The 18,727-nt window shown below is 40.8% G+C and carries 17 protein-coding genes; 11 read left to right on the top strand and 6 right to left on the bottom strand.

Going from position 1 to position 18,727, the window contains the following annotated elements; all coding sequences use genetic code 11:
* Nucleotides 1–124: 124 nt before the first annotated feature.
* A complete protein-coding gene (locus KO530_RS13585; protein ID WP_216048983.1) occupies nucleotides 125–1,852 on the bottom strand; it encodes a DEAD/DEAH box helicase in 1,728 nt (575 codons plus the stop codon).
* 320 nt (nucleotides 1,853–2,172) lie between these two features.
* Between KO530_RS13585 and prsT the strand changes: the two genes are divergently transcribed.
* Nucleotides 2,173–4,914, top strand: a complete 2,742-nt coding sequence (gene prsT / locus KO530_RS13580; protein ID WP_216048982.1) for an XrtA/PEP-CTERM system TPR-repeat protein PrsT — start codon at nucleotides 2,173–2,175, stop codon at nucleotides 4,912–4,914.
* Nucleotides 4,915–5,616: 702 nt separating this feature from the next.
* Here prsT and KO530_RS13575 read toward each other — a convergent pair.
* Both KO530_RS13575 and tolC read right to left on the bottom strand, forming a co-directional pair.
* On the bottom strand, nucleotides 5,617–6,459 hold the full coding sequence (locus KO530_RS13575) for an ion transporter (protein WP_216048981.1): 843 nt from the start codon (nucleotides 6,457–6,459) through the stop codon (nucleotides 5,617–5,619).
* A gap of 125 nt (nucleotides 6,460–6,584) precedes the next feature.
* Complete coding sequence (gene tolC / locus KO530_RS13570; protein WP_216048980.1) at nucleotides 6,585–7,922, bottom strand: outer membrane channel protein TolC; 1,338 nt, start codon at nucleotides 7,920–7,922, stop codon at nucleotides 6,585–6,587.
* A gap of 356 nt (nucleotides 7,923–8,278) precedes the next feature.
* Here tolC and nudF point away from each other — a divergent pair, with 356 nt between their 5' ends.
* The 7 genes from nudF (at nucleotide 8,279) to KO530_RS13535 (ending at nucleotide 14,763) form a co-directional block, all read left to right on the top strand.
* Nucleotides 8,279–8,914 (top strand): ADP-ribose diphosphatase, encoded by a 636-nt coding sequence (nudF, locus tag KO530_RS13565; protein WP_216048979.1) that lies wholly within the window; start codon nucleotides 8,279–8,281, stop codon nucleotides 8,912–8,914.
* Nucleotides 8,901–9,347 carry a DUF1249 domain-containing protein gene (locus KO530_RS13560; protein ID WP_216048978.1) on the top strand — a complete coding sequence of 149 codons (447 nt, stop codon included), beginning with the start codon at nucleotides 8,901–8,903 and terminating at the stop codon, nucleotides 9,345–9,347. Before nudF ends, KO530_RS13560 begins: the two co-directional genes overlap by 14 nt.
* An 11-nt stretch (nucleotides 9,348–9,358) precedes the next feature.
* Nucleotides 9,359–10,114, top strand: coding sequence for a metallophosphoesterase family protein (locus KO530_RS13555; RefSeq protein ID WP_216048977.1), 756 nt, complete (start codon nucleotides 9,359–9,361; stop codon nucleotides 10,112–10,114).
* The gene (locus KO530_RS13550; RefSeq protein ID WP_216048976.1) at nucleotides 10,115–10,690 is read left to right on the top strand and encodes a YqiA/YcfP family alpha/beta fold hydrolase; all 576 of its coding nucleotides are present in this window, start codon (nucleotides 10,115–10,117) and stop codon (nucleotides 10,688–10,690) included.
* A gap of 178 nt (nucleotides 10,691–10,868) precedes the next feature.
* A complete protein-coding gene (parE, locus tag KO530_RS13545) occupies nucleotides 10,869–12,758 on the top strand; it encodes a DNA topoisomerase IV subunit B (protein WP_216048975.1) in 1,890 nt (629 codons plus the stop codon).
* 47 nt (nucleotides 12,759–12,805) lie between these two features.
* The gene (locus KO530_RS13540) at nucleotides 12,806–13,315 is read left to right on the top strand and encodes a pilus assembly FimT family protein (protein ID WP_216048974.1); all 510 of its coding nucleotides are present in this window, start codon (nucleotides 12,806–12,808) and stop codon (nucleotides 13,313–13,315) included.
* Nucleotides 13,316–13,443: 128 nt separating this feature from the next.
* The gene (locus KO530_RS13535) at nucleotides 13,444–14,763 is read left to right on the top strand and encodes a hypothetical protein (protein WP_216048973.1); all 1,320 of its coding nucleotides are present in this window, start codon (nucleotides 13,444–13,446) and stop codon (nucleotides 14,761–14,763) included.
* On the opposite strand, the gene KO530_RS13530 is transcribed toward KO530_RS13535, so the two are convergent.
* Nucleotides 14,758–15,093 (bottom strand): hypothetical protein, encoded by a 336-nt coding sequence (locus tag KO530_RS13530; RefSeq protein WP_216048972.1) that lies wholly within the window; start codon nucleotides 15,091–15,093, stop codon nucleotides 14,758–14,760. The two genes, KO530_RS13535 and KO530_RS13530, sit on opposite strands and share 6 nt — an antisense overlap.
* Before the next feature lie 190 nt (nucleotides 15,094–15,283).
* Entirely contained in the window at nucleotides 15,284–15,613 is a 330-nt protein-coding gene (locus KO530_RS13525; protein ID WP_216048971.1) for a hypothetical protein, read from the bottom strand.
* Nucleotides 15,614–15,735: 122 nt separating this feature from the next.
* Here KO530_RS13525 and KO530_RS13520 point away from each other — a divergent pair, with 122 nt between their 5' ends.
* A complete protein-coding gene (locus KO530_RS13520) occupies nucleotides 15,736–15,924 on the top strand; it encodes a hypothetical protein (RefSeq protein WP_216048970.1) in 189 nt (62 codons plus the stop codon).
* Here KO530_RS13520 and epmB read toward each other — a convergent pair whose 3' ends face one another.
* Nucleotides 15,925–16,950: an EF-P beta-lysylation protein EpmB gene (epmB, locus tag KO530_RS13515; protein ID WP_216048969.1), complete on the bottom strand. Its 1,026-nt coding sequence runs from the start codon at nucleotides 16,948–16,950 to the stop codon at nucleotides 15,925–15,927. It abuts the gene before it with no gap.
* Nucleotides 16,951–16,982: 32 nt separating this feature from the next.
* Between epmB and efp the strand changes: the two genes are divergently transcribed.
* Entirely contained in the window at nucleotides 16,983–17,552 is a 570-nt protein-coding gene (gene efp / locus KO530_RS13510; RefSeq protein WP_216048968.1) for an elongation factor P, read from the top strand.
* 52 nt (nucleotides 17,553–17,604) lie between these two features.
* Nucleotides 17,605–18,582: an elongation factor P--(R)-beta-lysine ligase gene (gene epmA, locus KO530_RS13505; RefSeq protein ID WP_216048967.1), complete on the top strand. Its 978-nt coding sequence runs from the start codon at nucleotides 17,605–17,607 to the stop codon at nucleotides 18,580–18,582.
* The last annotated feature ends 145 nt before the right edge of the window (nucleotides 18,583–18,727 follow it).

The following is an 18,727-nucleotide window of genomic DNA, read 5'->3' as shown; positions in this document are numbered from 1 at the left end:
TAGTTGAGAAATAGATTCTGCGTGAAAATCCATATAGAACAAAAGTATTAAAAGCTAATTGATAGTTCTTTTGGTTATTTAGAATTTGAATCAAAAAACCCGCCTTGTGAGCGGGTTTGATATTTTATCGTTTATCGAATTTCCGTGATTTACGTTTCGGTGGCTCTTCGCTCCACTCACGAATGGCTAAACGCTGTCCTGCTACACGTGTCTTTTCAAGTACACCAAAAGTGTTAGCCGGCATGCCTTTTGGCAAATCAACGGTACTGAAGTTATCAAATATTTCAATAGCACCAATATTTTTACTGCTAATATTTGCTTCGTTAGCTATAGCTCCAACGATATTACCAGGCTTGGCACCGTGTGTATGACCAACATCAATTCTATAACGTTGCATACCTTCATCGGGTTTGCTGCTGCGGCTACGTTTTGGTCCACGATCATCTCTTGAACCACGTTCTCTGCCGCCGCTACGAGGTGCTCTTTCCCGATCATTATAAGCAGGTTTTGCATTTAAGTCAGGGCGGTCGCCTTCTTTAAGAATTAATGGCTCATCACCTTGCGCAATTTTAGCTAAAGCGGCCATGATTTTCTCTGGAGCTGCTTCAGTTTCTTTTTGAATTGATTCAACAATTGGAATTAAGCTCTCAATTGAATCATCTTGAATGGCTTCGATTACGCTGGTTTTAAAACGAGATAGTCGAGTTTCATTGATTTCTGAAATCGATGGAATCGGCATCTGTTCAATGCTTTGTTTGGTTGCTTTCTCGATAGAGAACAACATGCGCTTTTCACGATGTGAAATAAATAAAATCGCATCGCCTTGGCGTCCCGCACGACCGGTACGACCAATTCTGTGTACGTAAGATTCGGTATCATAGGGAACATCGTAGTTGATAACGTGGCTGACACGCTCAACGTCCAATCCACGGGCTACTACGTCGGTGGCCACAAGAATATCAATTTTACCTTGTTTAAGGCGATCAACCGTTCTTTCTCGTGCGTTTTGCGCGATGTCACCATTTAATGGTTCAACATCGTAACCACGGGCTGATAATTTATCAGCTAATTCTACGGTAGCGGTTTTGGTACGTACGAAAATGATGACACCATCAAATTCTTCCACTTCCATGATACGGGTTAAGGCTTCTAACTTATGATGTCCAGCAACCTGACAAAAACGCTGTCTAATGGTACTTGCGGTACTCACTTTGGACGCAATTTTTACATGTTTAGGATTATTCAAATAACGTTCAGTTATTTTCTTAATTGGCGCTGGCATTGTCGCTGAGAAAAGCGCAGTTTGGCGAGTCGCTGGCGCGTGGCTTAAAATCCATTCCACGTCGTCAATGAATCCCATACGCAACATTTCATCGGCTTCATCTAGTACCAAGAAGCGTAATTTGTCTAGTTTAAGCGTGCCGCGTTTAATATGGTCAATAACACGCCCTGGCGTACCTACCACTACCTGAACGCCACGTTTTAACTGACGAATTTGATTGTCGTAAGATTGGCCACCATAGATAGGTAGAACGCGGATTTTTTTCGAAAAGCTAGCATACACTTGAAACGCTTCTGCTACTTGGATAGCTAATTCGCGGGTAGGCGCTAAAACTAATAGTTGAGTGTAATCTGCGTCAATGTCTAGATTGGCCAACATAGGAAGTGCAAACGCACCGGTTTTACCTGTACCTGTTTGTGCTTGGCCAAGAAGGTCATGCCCTTGTAATATTAACGGTATACTCTCAGCTTGAATTGGAGAAGGCTTTTCATAGCCCACTTTTTCAATCGCTTGCAAGAGTGCTTCAGGTAGATTAAGTTCTTTAAATGTTATATCTGTCGTACTGGTCATTCATGATCCCTGGTTACCGGATAAGTAATTAACTGACATCAGCTAATTACAGCTAAACAGGCAATCTTGAAAAGTGCCTAAAGGCCGGTATTGTTTAAAGGCGTAGTATATTAGATAACCTTATTTTAAGCCAACAAAGGTCTCATTTCAGGTGATATTTTTTGGTTTTTTAACTGGTAGTTAACGGTGAATTAACATAAGAGGCATAATTTTAATAAAATCAGTGTTAGTCTAGGCGTTTTTAAACAAAAACTTACTGTTAAAAAAATAACAAGCCTTGTAGCATAGAGCTAATTCGACATTAAGGAAGAGTTAACAATATGAGAACATTACTAATAGCATTTAGCGTTAGCCTCATTCTAGGATGCACTCAAAAAACAAGTGAGGAACACTTAACGTCCGCGCAAGAATTCGTTGAACAGAATAAATTTAATTCTGCAGTTATTGAACTGAAAAGTGCCGTTCAAGCTGACCCTAAAAATCCTAAAGCGCGTTTCGAACTTGGAAAAGTGTACTTAAGACAAAAACAATATGAAAGTGCAGAAAAAGAACTAAATCGAGCATTAGAATATGGTCAACCTGCTTCAGACGTCATTCCTTTATTATCTCAGGCCTATCAAAATTCCGGTGCTTATGCAGAATTGAGTGAAATTGACCACTCAGAAGCAGGGATGACACCTGAGCAAGAGATAGAAGTGGGCTTCTTTAAATTGCAGTCGCTGGCCCAATTAGGAAAAGAAGCAGATGCGAAATTATTATTAGAACAACTTAGTACCATTAACGCTGATACTGTTTATAGCGGATTAGTTGAAGTCTTTGGTTTAGTGTTAAATCAAAATATCGACGAAGCGATAAATAAAACCGATTCGTTGGCGCAAAAGTATCCTGAAAATGCCGATGTACTTAAGTTGCAAGGTCAATTGTATTTACGTACTCAACAGGCTGATAAAGCAGCTGAGGTATATGAAAAGTACTTAGCGTTATATCCAGAAGATACACAGATTGTATTTGTCTTAGCAAAACTTTTAGTTGATAACGGAAAAATTACCCAAGCAGAACCATACATTGATCAATTATTAGCGATCAACCAAGATAATGCCTTACTTAATCAATTGAAAAGCGTCGTCAGTGCAGCCAAAAACGAGCATGAAAACGCGCAAAAATATGCTGAAAAAGCAATTCAAAGTGGTCGCGGTGACCCAGTTTTGAGATTGATTGCAGGGCATGCGGCATACGTGCTCAAAGACTATGAAGCGGCGAATACTCACTTGTCTTATATTGCCAGTTCTTTGCCAGCTAACCATCCAGCGCTAAAAATGTTGGCGGCCAGTCAATTGGAGCTGGGGTTATCTGAAGATGCTAGCAATGTATTGGAAATGTTCAGTGAAGTGACCGAGCAAGATGCTAAGCTGTTTTCCAAAGCCGGATACGAGTTAATTCGTGCTGGCAATCTAATCGATGCCAAAGAAGTCGTTGCACGCTCAGCAGAGATAAGCCGTTCTGCGGAAGACCTAACTAGATTGGGCGTATTAAGACTCTCATTAAATGATGTCAGCGGCATCATAGACTTAGAAAATGCGCTTGAACAAAGTCCAGATATGGATGTAACAAGAGCAACCTTAGCAAATGCGTACCTTGCAACTCGACAATTCGATAAGGCACAAGAACTTGCTGACGAATGGATTGCCTCTAATCCAGAAGACTTTAAAGCCTATATGCTCGCCGGAGAACTGGCGATTAAGCAAAGTGATTTTGATAGTGCATTGGCTATGTATAAGAAGGCCGAAGCGCTAGATCCTGAAAATGGTTTGATAAAGCTAGCTATTGCCAACTTAGACATAGCCAAAGGTAATCGTGATTCCGGGCATGAAAAATTACTGGCTATTTTATCTAAGAAACCAAGCTTTATACCCGCTTTAGCATCCTATTACCTTTCTCATCGTCAATTGAAAGAAAGTGCCAAAGGTATGCAGCCGGCGTTAACAGCTCTACGAAATGAACCGCAAAATACAGACTTGAAGCTGGTAGTAGCTCGAATGTATTTAACTGAACAAGATTGGAATCAGGTTTTAACAACCCTTGAGAGTATCCCTGAGAATGATTCTATACCTTCATCTTTTTGGAATTTAAAAGGTAAAGCTTTGCTTGGAATTGGCGGTATAGCAGATGCCAATCAACATTATGATAAATGGCTTGCCAGTTATCCAAATAGTAGAGATGCCAACTTAGGTAAAATGCTATTGCTTGATGCCAAAGGAGATTTCGCCGAAGGTGCCAAACTAAGCAGTCGTTTTCTTGAAGCTCGTGATGATTTAAGTGTAGAGGTGTTGAGAACACATTTCTTAGTTATGTCCAGACAGTTTGAAGAAGCTAAGGCCGCGCTTGCAAAGTTACCAGAAGCCACTCAACAATTGCCTGTAGTCAAAGGCTTCAAAGCCCGCATTCAAATGTCCGACCAAGAATATGCCGATGCTCTGGTTAATTCTGAAGCCGTATATGAAGCAATACCCAATAGTCGAAATGCAGTGTTGCTTGCGGTGAATCTAGAACGACTTGATCAAAAATCTCAAGCGCTCGCGCTGCTGCAAAAACATGCTGAAAAGTATCCCAATGATATTGCGGTGAAAATGATGGTTGCAGAACGTCAAATAAGCGGTGATGAAGAAAAAGCCATCGCCACTTATGAGAAAACCTTAGAGTTAAACCCAAATAACTTTGTTGTACTGAATAACTTGGCTTATTTGTATGCGCAAAATGGACGTTTAAAAGAAGCCGAAAAATATGCGAAGCAGGCGGTTGAACAACATCCTAACAACCCTGATGCGGTGGACACCTTGGCGCAAGCTTTGATGAAACAGGAAAAGTATGAGGAAGCCTTAAAATATTATGACCGTGTGATAAATGATTCGATGGAGAATAACGAGATCTATCTTAATTATGTAGAAGTATTACTGGCAAGTGGTAACAACAGCTTAGCGAGAAGAAAGCTTGTGGAGCGCACTTTTACGGATGAAAATACCATCGCACGAGTCAAAAGCCTAAAAACGCAGTATGGAATTTAATGAGTGCAACATGCTCACCTCAATGAAGTGGCTGTGCGCTTGGTAAATTGAAATTAACAAATTGAGACATAAAAATGGGAGCGGACGCTCCCATTTTTATTTCGGTTCAGAAGGTTAGGAAAAAGTTCTAATCCTTTTTGAAATTCTTACACTTTTGGGAAATAGGAAAATTCACCACATTGTTCAATGGCACTGTGGGTTTTTGGTTTGAACTTTCCTTATTCAAATCTATACAAACTAACTTAAAAGACTTACCAGCCAAGTGCTTAAATGGTTCTGAGACTCTTTTAATACGCATAATTTTATTCCATTTGAGATTTTAACCGTGGTCAAATTAATTTCGGCCACTGGTACAATCATTGTTAGCTATCATTTTGGTTTCACTGCTTTAATTATTACTAAGCGAAAACAATGCCAGCTTTTAAAAATTGAATAATACAACTTTTACTGTCTTTACGGTTATTTAATTTACCTAATAGTTATGGTTAGCTATACTTTTGACGCTTAATCCCTTAAAAAACGTCCAAACGTCAATAATTTTTTGACGCTATACCTTTATAGTGCAATTAGAGCGGCTTTACTCTCATTTGAGATGAATAAATTAACAAAGCAGTGAGCATAAATGTTTACATTCGTGGGGGAAGTTGACCAATCCGCTGACTGCACTCTGCGCCTTTTGCCAACACAACGGATTGGTGATGTTCAGTTACCTTCTGATTTTACAGATATTTTTTGTTGATTGTTTTTATTAAGTTGTTGAATCTGCTCGTGAATGTCATTTAATTGTTTGGATAAGTCAGCAATTGTCGGTTCGCCTAACTCCAACATCTTATCATTTCGTGCTTTTTGGTTTTCCTGTTCCATGACATTAACCACAATACCTATCACCATGTTTAGGAAAGCAAAGGCACTTAAAAATATGAAGGTTAAATAAAATATCCAGCTAAGTGGATAAACCTCCATGGTTTCATACATCACGTCAGTCCAATCTTCAAACGTCATGACCCTAAATAGAGTTAACATGGAAATTGTAATATCACCCCATAGCACAGGGTTAATTTCTTCAAATAAGGTGCTTCCAATTGCTCCATAAATATAAAAGATTATAAACATTAATAACATGACATAGCCGAGTTGGGGCATGGCTTTGACCAATGATGTTAACAGTAGGCGCAGTTCAGGAATAATAGAAACCATTCTGAGCACCCTAAAAACCCTTACCAAACGGGCTATTATTGCCATGTCGGTGTTGTCTGCAGGAATAATACTTACCAATACAATTAAGGTGTCAAATATATTCCAAAGACTTTTAAAAAAGTCTCGTTTACGAGGTTCCGCAAAAAAACGAATGGTTATTTCAGCGAAAAAGAAAAAGGTAATAAACCAATCCAAAAAGGTGGTGACCGATATTAGAGTCGGTGACATTTCATAAGTTTTCGCGCCAACTAGTAAGGCCGAAAAAATAATTACCGAAATAACCACAAGTTCGAAAATTTTGTTAGACCGAATCTTTATAAATTTAGCTTTTATTGCAGACGCATTCATGTCAGTTGGAGTCCAAAGAAAGAGTTAAACAAAGCGCCGATATATTATCAAACAGCATGACAAGGTGAACATAAAAAATCCGCTAGCGGCAAAGCCGGTAACGGATTTTTTGCACGTTAATGGGGTTAAGAAGCGGGTCTTAACCCTCGGTTAATATCTTCTAAGTCTTGTTCTGTTAGGTTACCTGCAGAACGTTTCAAGGTCATTACTGCGGAGATGAAATCATAACGTGCGCTGGCAAGATTCCGACGCGCATCAAACAGGTTACGAGTGCTGTTAAGCACATCAACTATGGTGCGCGTACCTACGTCAAATCCTGCTTCAGTGGCTTGGAGCGCACTTTGTGCTGAAATAACCGCTTGTTCAAAAGCGCGAATCGTTGACGTTGCTGCCACTACATCATTATAAGAACTGCGAATAGAGCGAACAGTCGAACGATGGGTCAACTCTAAATTTTCACTGGCTGCAATGAAATTGTATTTTGCTTGGGCCGTTTGCGAGCTCACACTGCCACCTGAGTAAATAGGCACATTTAAGCTTAGGCCTATCGAATCATTGTCTCGTGCCGGTAAGTCAATACCAAGAACTTCGGTATCATCACTGCCAATTGAGGCCGTGAGGCTAACTGTTGGATAATGGCCAGCTCGAGCGTGTTTAATGTCATCTTTGGCTATTTCAGTTGCCAATTTACTCACCATTAAATCCAGATTCTTTTCTTCGGCGATGGAAAGCCAGCCATCTACTCGCTCTGGAATGGGTCTTGAAGCTGAAAAGCTTTCAGTATTGAGTACCGACAAGTTATCGTGATACTTGCCAGTGATTTCTCGCAATTCTTCTAATCTAAGTTCAACTAAATTTTCAGCCACAATTTCTTGTGCAACCGTATTATCGAAATTAGCTTGAGCTTCATGCACATCAGTAATTGCAGTTAATCCTACTTCAAAGCGTTGTTTAGTTTGTTCTAACTGACGTTCAATCGCGCGCTTTTCTGCTTGCACAAATTCTAAGCCATCTTTGGCACGAAGTACCGCCAAATAGGCAATCGTGGTTCTAACAATAAGCTCTTGTTTGGCCAATGCAAAAGTGGTGTCACTTTGCTGAGCAATTTTTTCTGCTCGATTTAGACCAACCCAATTCTTATGGTCATATACCGACAACGAAAGGTTGATATCCCAACCCAAATTGGTTGTGTCAGTGGTAATTATTGATGGCGACGAACTGTCGTTTGAATAATTAAGTGATTCCTGAGAACTTTTACTATAGCTAATAACACCAGAAACTTGAGGCAATAAGTTCGCCCGACTGATTGATATGCCTTCAAAGGCTGCGTCGCGATCAGCTTTCGCTTTATTGATCGTGGGATCTTGTTCCAGTGCGCGTTGATACACCTGATAAAGATCATCTGCATAGGCTTGAGTGGCCACGCTAAAGCCAATAAGCAGAGACAGAATTGATTTTTTCATTTGCTTTCCTATTTATGTTCCGTAGTGTATTGCATGATGCTAGTTTATTCGATTATTTTTATTTCGATTCAAAGTGTAAGTAAATCAAGCGTTAACCGAAATCGATAAGTGGTAACAGTATCCCTTGAAGTGTAACAGAATATGTTAGCTAGAACCTATGCTCTGTTGCCATTTTACTTCGCTTTTGTACTTTGCTAAGCAAGCTCGCGTATTTTCCCCAATGTTTTGTGCAAAATATCGGTACTTTCTTGGGAAGCAAAGCAGCAGCGAAATTAATAATGCTATTAGGCTATGGGATAGGTTGTATATCAAGGTAATTGAACTGATAAATTAGCAGATCTGTATTAAATTTGGGGATGAATAAATTGAAGCCTTTTCCAACGTTTACTAAAAACGATGTAAAACTAACTAAAACTGCACCACTTTATAGTGGCTTTTTCGAACTGATCGATTATCAATTTAGCCATCGTTTATTTGATGGCGGGTGGAGTAGTTCAGTTAAGCGTGAAGTGTTAGAGCGAGGACATGCCGTTGCTGTCTTATTGTTTGACCCAATTCTAGATGAATTTGTTTTTATCGAACAATTTCGTATTGGGGCTTATGCCACTAGTGAATCGCCATGGTTGATTGAGATTGTTGCTGGCATGATTGAGAAAGATGAAGCCATCGAAGAGGTATGTCGTCGTGAAGCTTTCGAAGAAGCGGGTGTTACCATAAAACGTCTACACAAAGCATTGAGTTACCTTTCAAGCCCCGGTGGGACCACAGAGCGGATTCATATTTATGTAGGTGAAGTGGACGCGTCAACTGCCCATGGTGTACACGGACTCGATCATGAAAGTGAAGATATTTTGGTACGTCGCGCGACTAAGTTAGAAGCAATTGATTGGCTAAACGAAGGGAAAATCGATAACGCTGCTACGCTTATCGCGTTACAATGGTTTCTTATTAACGAACAAAAAGTACGTAATACTTGGCATGAAAACACTTAGTCGACAACGCAAATATGTTCCAAACTTACCGTCATTGCTGGCGGTGTGTGAGGCTAATTATGCGCGTTTGCTGCGTTTGTTACCTGACTGTGACACTGTGACACTAAGTTATACTTTTGAAATTAACGATGGTTTGTATTATCGCGTAAAAATTATTGATAGTAGTCGTTATACCAGTACTGTTGAGTTAGCCCAGTTGGCGGATGGCGTGCCTGCTTTTTTACGTCCAGTGATGCAGATTCGGCTATATCATGACGCCAACGTAGCGGAAGTACTCAGTGCGCAACACATTGGCTCACTCAAACCCAGCTATGCCTACCCCAATACTAATATGCACCAGCCCAACGAAAAAGAAATGACCAACCGATTTCTTGCTGAATGGTTATCGTTTTGTTTGCGTCACGCTGAATCAATAGGCTCTTCAGAGATTTAGCGTAAATTATCATGGCAAAGATAGTCCAACTAAGTGATTGCCATTTGTTTAAAGACAAAAACAAATCTGGCTACAATAATATTAATCCCTACCAAACCCTCAAGTTATTGTTGTTACGGGTTGAGCAACTCAATCCCGACGGGATAATAGTAACCGGTGACATTTCAGGTGACGATAGCGAGCAAAGTTACCTGCACTTTTTGGATTTGATGGAACAGTTTAACCTATCCCACAACCTAAAAGTTATTGCTGGTAACCACGATCAAACTGGTTTATTTGATAGCCTGTTAGGCCAATTTGATTTAGCAAAGGGGCAACCTTGGCGACAAGACAACTGGGTTATTCATGGTTTAGACACTCGTCATCAAGGGACTTTGGGACAGGTTGGTGCTGCAGATTTACAAAGTTTGATAAATAAGTTGCAGAATCACCCTGACGATTTTCATATGATTGTTTGTCACCATCACCCGATTGAGTGTGGTGGTTGGATGGATAAACATGAATGGCTCAACCGTCACCAATTTGTTCATCAAATAAAGCAACTGCCGCAAGTGAAGTTAGTCGCATACGGACACATTCATAATGATATACAACAAAATCTGCATGGCTGTTGTTTTCAATCTAGTCCGTCTACTTGTTGGCAATTTGCGAATATGGCTGATTTTGCATTAAGCGAGGAAATGCCGGGTTTCAAGGTTTATCAATTGCATAACGATGGGACTTTCGATAATCAAACTATCCGCTTGCAACAGGAGCAATTAGGTTAAATGGAAAATGTACTAATTTATATTCACGGTTTTATGAGTTCGCCGCAATCTGTTAAAGCTCAACAAACTCTAGCTTATGTGCGTCAACACCATTCAGAATTGACAATGGAAGTACCGCAAGTACCCAACTATCCGCTAGATGCAGCTCAAATGTTGGAAGCCTTGGCACGCAAATATGAAGGTAAAAAGCTAGGTTTTATTGGCAGTTCTATGGGCGGGTTTATGTCCACTCATTTGGTTGAAATGTTTGGTGGCAAAGCCGTGCTGATCAATCCTGCGGTGCGTCCCTTTGAGTTATTGAAAGGATTTTTAGGCACTCATATCAATCCCTACACTGCTCAAGAATTTACCTTACAAGAACCGCATATTCAGCAGCTTGTTGATTTAAACACAACTGAATTAAAGGATCCGCAGGCGTATTGGGCACTATTGCAAACTAATGATGAAACCTTAGATTATCGTCAAGCAGAACAAAAATATGCGAATAGTCGCCTGACCATTGAACAGGGAGGCGATCATAGTTTCCAAAACTACGGCGATCATTTGCCAGAAATATTTGAATTTTTGCTGACATAACTTAATTCATCTGCCCCTAGTCTTTCTTTGTCTTATTGGGAGGAAAAATTGAATGTTATTTTTGCCTAAAGAAAAACACAATATGTTGATTGCTCAGTGCATCTTGAGTTGGTAACATCAGTAGCAGTACAGGTGTGACCAATCACCTCCTTTTGGCAACAAAAATCGAATAAAAAGCATGTCAAACCAATATAATTCTGATGCAATTGAAGTCCTTAACGGATTAGATCCAGTTAAACGTCGTCCGGGGATGTATACGGACACCACTCGCCCTAACCACCTTAGTCAGGAAGTTATCGATAACAGTGTCGATGAGGCCTTGGCTGGATTCGCCAGTAATATCAAAGTCACTTTGTTTGAAGACCAATCAGTGGAAGTGGTTGATGATGGTCGTGGTATGCCGGTGGATATTCACCCTGAAGAAGGGATTTCAGGTGTCGAGCTGATCATGACTAAATTGCATGCCGGTGGCAAATTTTCCAACAAGAACTATCAGTTCTCTGGTGGTTTGCATGGTGTGGGAATATCGGTTGTGAACGCATTATCTACCCGTGTAGAGGTAGTGATTCGACGAGACGGTAATGTTTACAGCATGGCGTTCGAAAATGGCGAAAAGGTCGAAGATCTCAAAATAGTGGATACCTGTGGTAAACGTAATACGGGAACTGGCCTAAAGTTCTGGCCTGATCCAGTGTATTTTGATTCCGCTAAATTTTCAGTTACCAAGTTATTGCATATTTTGCGTGCCAAAGCGGTTTTATGTCCAGGCCTTAAAATTAAGTTCGACAATAAAATCAGTAAAGAAAGCCATGAATGGCATTATGAGGACGGCTTACGGGACTATTTATACCAGTCAGTCAGTGAATATATCTCATTACCTGAAGATGCACCTTTCGTAGGTAAACTGGCAGGTAATCATGAAGCCGCAGATTGGGCGGTGATGTGGTTGCCAGAAGGTGGCGAGTTAGTGACTGAAAGTTACGTGAACCTGATTCCAACAGCGCAAGGAGGTACTCACGTAAACGGACTGCGACAGGGGCTGCTTGAATCCATGCGAGAGTTTTGTGAATACCGAAACTTATTGCCTCGTGGTGTGAAATTATCACCAGAAGATATCTGGGATAGATGTGCGTATATCTTGTCAACAAAAATGCAGGACCCGCAATTTGCTGGACAAACTAAAGAGCGATTGTCCTCTCGGCAAGCCGCAGCCTTTGTTTCAGGGGTGGTTAAAGATGCCTTTAGTTTGTGGCTGAATCAACATACTGACGTGGCAGAATTGCTGGCTGATATGTGTATTAACAATGCCCAACGTCGTTTACGTCAAAGTAAAAAGGTCGCTCGTAAAAAGGTCACTCAAGGGCCAGCGTTACCGGGTAAGTTAACCGACTGTACCAACCAAGATATTGAGCGCTCAGAATTGTTTTTAGTGGAAGGTGATTCCGCTGGTGGTTCAGCTAAGCAGGCTCGAGATCGGGTTTTCCAAGCTATCATGCCGCTGCGCGGGAAAATACTGAATAGCTGGGAAGTTGATTCTTCACAAGTGCTGGCATCCCAAGAGATCCACGACATTTCGGTTGCTTTAGGCATAGATCCAGACTCAGAAGATTTAAGTGGGCTACGTTACGGCAAAATTTGCATACTTGCCGACGCAGACTCCGATGGATTGCATATTGCAACACTACTGTGCGCTTTATTTGTGCGTCACTTTAGAACGCTAGTTAATCGCGGGCACGTATATGTTGCCATGCCGCCGTTGTTTAGAATAGATGTGGGTAAAGAAGTTTATTACGCCCTCGATGAAGGTGAGAAGCAGGGGATATTGGACCGTATCGAGGCTGAAAAGAAACGCGGTAAGGTTAATGTGCAACGATTTAAGGGGCTGGGTGAAATGAACCCTATGCAACTTAGAGAAACAACAATGGACCCCAATACTCGTCGTTTAGTCCAACTTACTGAAGGCGATGCTGGTCAAATGATGGAGCTAATGGATATGTTGCTTTCCAAAAAGCGCGCGCCAGATCGGAAGGTATGGTTGGAATCTAAAGGCAATATGGCTGAGGTTTAAGTAATCATAATTAGCTACAAAAAAGTGACAAATAGACAGGTGAATGTGTGAATTTAGTTCAACGTGGTTTTACGCTGATAGAGTTGATTTTAGTTATTGTGATATTAGGTATCCTAACGGTGTTTGCTGCACCAAAATTCGTCGGAATTTCAAGTGATGCAAAGATTTCGGTGCTAAATGGTATTGCTGGAAATATGCGTACCACCGTTCGTTTAGTGCAAAATAAAGCCAGAATCCAAGGGCTTGAAACGTCTACAGTGAATCCTGGTGATGGTCAATCAGAGCTGATTGTTGATTTTGGCTTTGCGGAGACTGAACTCTACTTTGGGAATCTTTGCCCGGAAGCCGAATCTGAATTAGGCGATTCTGTGGATTTCTTCGAATTCATGGATATTTCATCAGACGAAGATTTAGAAACGCGAACCACTAATCAATACGCATTAATAGGTTACGCTGTACCTAGTTCAGGTGTTCCTACTGACCAAGGTTGCTACGTGATCTATGATTCTTTTGCAGAGCCTGACTGTACTATAGAAGTCGTCGACATAGACTGTTAAAAAGTGACTTATAGTTCAGGCTTCAAGCAGAATACAGAGTTGGTTTCCCATCACATAAATTAAGTAAATCGGTAAAACAAGTATGAATTTTATCAGCTCGGTGTTGCAAGTTGTTTGGACGTCACCTTATGTCAAAAATCATTAAATTATGCAAAGTACTATTGCTAACTTTAGTTGCATGCTTAATTATTTTAACGGTGTTAATTGTTGAATCAAAGCCCATTGTCGTTGCTAACGCATCTGTACAAGTGGATGATGCAGACACCATAAATTTACTGCTTTCTCAAGCACGACAAGTCACTCGTAAGCGCTACATTCCCCAAACCATTGTTATTTCCAAAGCGCAAATGAACAGTATTGTAGGCTTTTTACAACGCGCTGTTCCGGAGTTCTCAGGGCAAATAGACACAAGTAAACAAAAGCTAGGCGTTAAATTTAGCTATAAAATTCCCATCAACTGGCTAACAGCTTATGTTAATTTCGAAGGTGAGTTAGTCCCAGCTCAGGGCATTAAAGTGGCTAATGTACATTTAGGTGATTTACCCATTTCAGGGGACTGGGCTATTTCGATGATGACGTTTATTATCAACCGCTGGACCAAAAGTGATTTGGGAGACTTGGCGTTAAATCAAGTCTCTGAAGTGACTGTTTCTGCTGATGAACTAAACGTTAGGCTAATTCCTATTCATGAGTTTTTGGTTAGTTTAAATGAAATTAAAAACGGTCTGTCAGGCAGCGGTGATGAGGAACTTAAACAAAGAGTTAGCTATTATTTGACGTATTTAGACGGATTGAGTTTTTCTCAACATCCAGCAGGGTTACAATTAGCAGATTACATCAATCCCTTATTCAAAAAAGTAAAGGTTAGAACGGCTAAGTCGTCAGCGGTACTAGAAAATGAATCGGCTTTACTAGCCCTAGCGATTTATGTAGGTCATCACCGCATGGCCAATTTTATTGGTGACGTGCAACCATATCAAAACAAAGTGGTTATGCCTTATTATCGGCCCCTTTTAAGAGGGCGTAGTGATTTAACTCAACATTTTGTTATTTCCGCAGCAATCAAAATTTTAACCCAACAGGGGATAAGCAATGCTGTGGGAGAGTTTAAGGAGTTGATGGATAGGGCTGAAGGGGGATCAGGTTTTAGCTTCGCTGATTTAGCCGCTGATTTGGCCGGTATTAAGTTGGCAGTTATGGCGATAGATCCCCAATATGCGGAAGCATTGCAAGATGCTTTGGCACAAGTCCAAAGTGAAGATCAGTTCTTCCCTATCATTGATAACTTACCCGAGGGATTGAGTAAGGACGTTTTCAGCCGGCAATATGGCAATGTCGAAAGTGAGGAATACAAGGAGGTTGTGCGCAGTATTAACCGGCAGATCGAAAATCTTCCCCTGTACCAAGATCTTACTATCAAAGAAAGTGACAGTAATAACCTGCTATAGAAGATCTTGAATAGAGCGGTAGACTTCTGTGGCTTTTTCGGTAGTCAGATTATTGCGAGCAGCTGAACCAACGCTACTGGAAACGCGAATAAATTCAGTACCAGAAAGTGCCTCGGTTTGGTTACTTTGACTGTTCATTTGGGCACTTTGGTTTCGTTCATTTTGTGTTTGCTCGTTTTGTTGTAAAATCCGAGCCTGAGCTGACAGTTCAACTTCAGGTTTGTTGGCATTCCCAATGCCAAATGCATTCACACTAGACTCTCTACCGTTAGCAGCACTAGAAAGAGATTTAGATAGATTATTCAGGCTGTTACCTGCTGTAATTTCCATACTCATACCTCCAAATATTAAACATGCAAAACATTTATGCTCAGTTTATTTAATTTGCTTTTTATTGGTGAGAGATCCCTTTATTTATTATGGTCTAATATGCTCAAAAAACAACCTATCTTGTTGGTTGTCAGTTACGCCATTTTGATAGGGGGCTCGGTGATTATTAAGCTATGGGAACAACCAGCACTTACAAGGTGGTTTTTAATTGGCTCAAGGTGCTCAATAATAATTCCATTTTTTTGACAATCTCAGGCAGCGAACTTTCAAATTGCGCTTGATCCGCGGTTTCCAAGCTGGCTACCTCAGCGGCGAGTTCTTTAACGTAGGGCATGAAACGTTTGCTTTGAACTGCAAAGCCGGCATCTTCAGCAAAGATATGATTAAACTTGCCTTTTCCAGATTGTTGCAATTTAGATAATGCTTCATCTGCATCTATCGACTTACGATAAATGAGCTGCATATTTTCGGTTAATTTTTCAAATAACGGGCGAAGTGTACTGTTCGATTGTGCGGACATGAAAAATGATCTCAATAAAGTGAAAAAAAATACTCAAGGAAGTTTTTTGTGGGCCGATAACGACCGTGGACGGGTAATTTTGCCTGTTTTTTTAAATTGCTACAAGCAATGAGGTAATTGGTATGGAACTTCAGGGTGTAAATACATCTGGAACTACCGGTGCGTCCCTTGAAACAAAAGCCTTGCAACTCGCGAAATCAAATCAAGAGACACAAGGCCAGGCGACGCTTCAGTTGTTGGAATCAGCGGCTGACGTACCAAAAGTTTCTTCAAATCCTGCACTTGGGTCGAACGTAAATACATTCGCCTAATTAAGGATGAAGATGTAAGTCTAGAGGTGTCTTGCCAGGTTGTCCGCCAATTTCTCTAACGAGTTTTGGGACAAGAAATCCTGGCAAGCGCTTTATCATTTCAGCCATGATTTCCCTTGCCTGATTTTCGCTCACATCAAAATGCGAAGCACCTTTTACTTTATCTAGCATGTGCAGATAATAGGGCATCACCCCTGCTTCAAATAGGCGTTCACTTAACCCTATTTGACTCTCCGCAGTGTCATTCACCCCTGCGAGCAAAACGGATTGATTCAACAGTGTTACCTGTTTTTCCCGGAGTAAATTTAATTTTGCAATCAAATTTGAGTCTATTTCATTAGCATGGTTAACATGCAGTACCATAATTACTTTTAAACGAGACTGTGAAATCCAACTGGTCAATTGAGAGTCTATTCTATTGGGAATCACCACGGGTAAACGTGTGTGTAATCTTAGTCGTGTAATATGGGGAATTTGTTCAATTTGATTGGTAAGCCAAGCCAAAAAGTCATCTTTAGCCATTAACGGATCACCACCGGAGTATATAATTTCATTTAATTTTGAATCTTGCGCAATATAATCCAAGGCTTCCAACCATCCTTGTTTATTTAAACTATTTTGCTGATATGGAAAATGCCGGCGAAAACAATAACGACAATTGACTGCACAGCCACCACGCACCATCAGCAGAGCTCTGGTTTGATATTTGTGTAGTATCCCTTGCTGTGGGGTTTCTTGCTCTTGCAACGGATCCACAGTGTATCTGGGGTCTTCAAGGAATTCCTCATATAATGGGAAGACCTGCTTAAACAACGGATCTTGGGGATCTCCTTTGCTCATTAAACGAGCAAAGTGTTGTGGGACACGCATGGGAAAAAGTGATCTAGCCTTAATATTTTCGATCTGTTTTTCCACTGGAATATCAAGATATTCCAGCAGTTTTTGCGGATCATTAAAACTAGTTGCCAGTTCTTTTTGCCAGTTACTCTCTACAGAGATGGATTTTTTAGGTATTATCAGCGCCAAACGAGTACTCAATCGATTAATTTAGAGGATTTATGGCTAATTACAGCACAAATGAATTCAAAGCGGGCTTAAAGATAATGCTCGACGGCGAACCTTGCAACGTTCTTGAGAACGAATATGTTAAACCAGGTAAAGGTCAGGCCTTTAACCGCGTTAAAATTCGTAAACTTATTTCCGGTAAAGTGTTAGAAAAAACATTCAGATCCGGTGATAGCGTCGAAGGTGCAGACGTAATGGACACGGAACTTACGTATTTGTATAACGATGGCGAATTCTATCATTTTATGAACAACGAAACTTTCGAACAGATTGCCGCTGACGAAAAAGCAGTTGGTGAAAATGTGAAATGGCTAGTCGAGAACGACAATTGCACAATCACCTTGTGGAATGGTAGCCCAATTGTTGTTACGCCTCCAAACTTCGTTGAACTAGAGATCACAGAAACTGATCCTGGTTTGAAAGGTGATACTGCAGGTACAGGTGGTAAACCAGCCACTTTGGTCACCGGTGCAGTAGTTAGGGTACCTTTGTTTGTACAAACTGGCGAAGTGATAAAAGTTGACACTCGCAGCGGTGAATACGTTTCACGGGCTCAAAAGTAGTCTACCTTTCTAGAGCCCAATCTCAATTGGGCTCGCAATTTATCTGGTTTTTATGAATTCATCAGTTAACTGGCGACCAACCGCGTCTATTCAAACTTTGAAAAAACGGGCTGAGATTAACGCTCAGATCCGCCAATTTTTTGCACAACGTAATGTATTAGAGGTGGAAACGCCTGCGTTAGCCCACGCCGGTGTCACTGATATACATTTGCACGCATTTAACACTCAATTCAATAGCCCTCTGAACCCAGAACCCGCAAATTTATTTTTGCAGACATCCCCAGAATTTGCCATGAAACGACTTTTGTGTGCAGGTAGCGGCTGTATCTTTCAATTGTGTAAATCTTTCCGCAATGAAGAGGCTGGCAAGCAGCATAATCCAGAATTTACCATGTTAGAGTGGTATCGAGTGGGTTTTAACCATTTGCAGTTAATCGACGAAGTCGATGCGCTATTACAACTCGTACTCAAAACAGAACCACTTGACAGGTTAAGCTATCAGCAGGCGTTTCTTACATACTGTGATATCGATCCCTTGACCTGCAGTTTAGCGGAGTTAAAACGCAAAGCAGAATATTTTGGCTTTGCTAATATCGCCCAAGTAGAGAATTCGAAAGATGTGTTGTTGCAACTGCTTTGTAGCCAAGTTGTCGAACCTAAAATTGGATGTTTAAGACCTGTGGCATTAACCCAGTTTCCCGCATCACAAGCTGCATTAGCGCGGTTGAATAAAGATGATCCACGAGTTGCTGAGCGTTTTGAAATTTATTTCAAAGGATTAGAACTTGCCAATGGGTACCATGAACTGGCCGATGTGAAGGAGCAACAAACACGATTTGAACGGGACAATCAAGCTCGTATACAAAATGGATTAGGAAAGATTTCTTTAGACCCGCACTTTATGGCTGCTATGGAAAGTGGTTTACCTGATTGTTCAGGCGTCGCGCTGGGAGTTGATAGGCTAATTATGCTTGCGTGTGAGCTCAATAATATTGAACAGGTAATGAGTTTTTCCATTAATAACGCCTGATTCAGGAATCTGAACTTATATTTAGTGGTTTGGATCGACAAAATACGTGGTATGGCATCCAATTTTTGTTAAACTAGAAGTGATGGATTTTTAATCGACGCACTAACAAGTATTGCTTTGTTTGTTCTCCAATAAAATGAAGTAC

The sequence above is a fragment of the Aliiglaciecola lipolytica genome, assembly GCF_018860635.1.
Classification (GTDB): domain Bacteria; phylum Pseudomonadota; class Gammaproteobacteria; order Enterobacterales; family Alteromonadaceae; genus Aliiglaciecola; species Aliiglaciecola lipolytica_A.
Note: the sequence above shows the minus strand (reverse complement) of the source record. Positions and strands in the feature narration are given on the sequence as shown.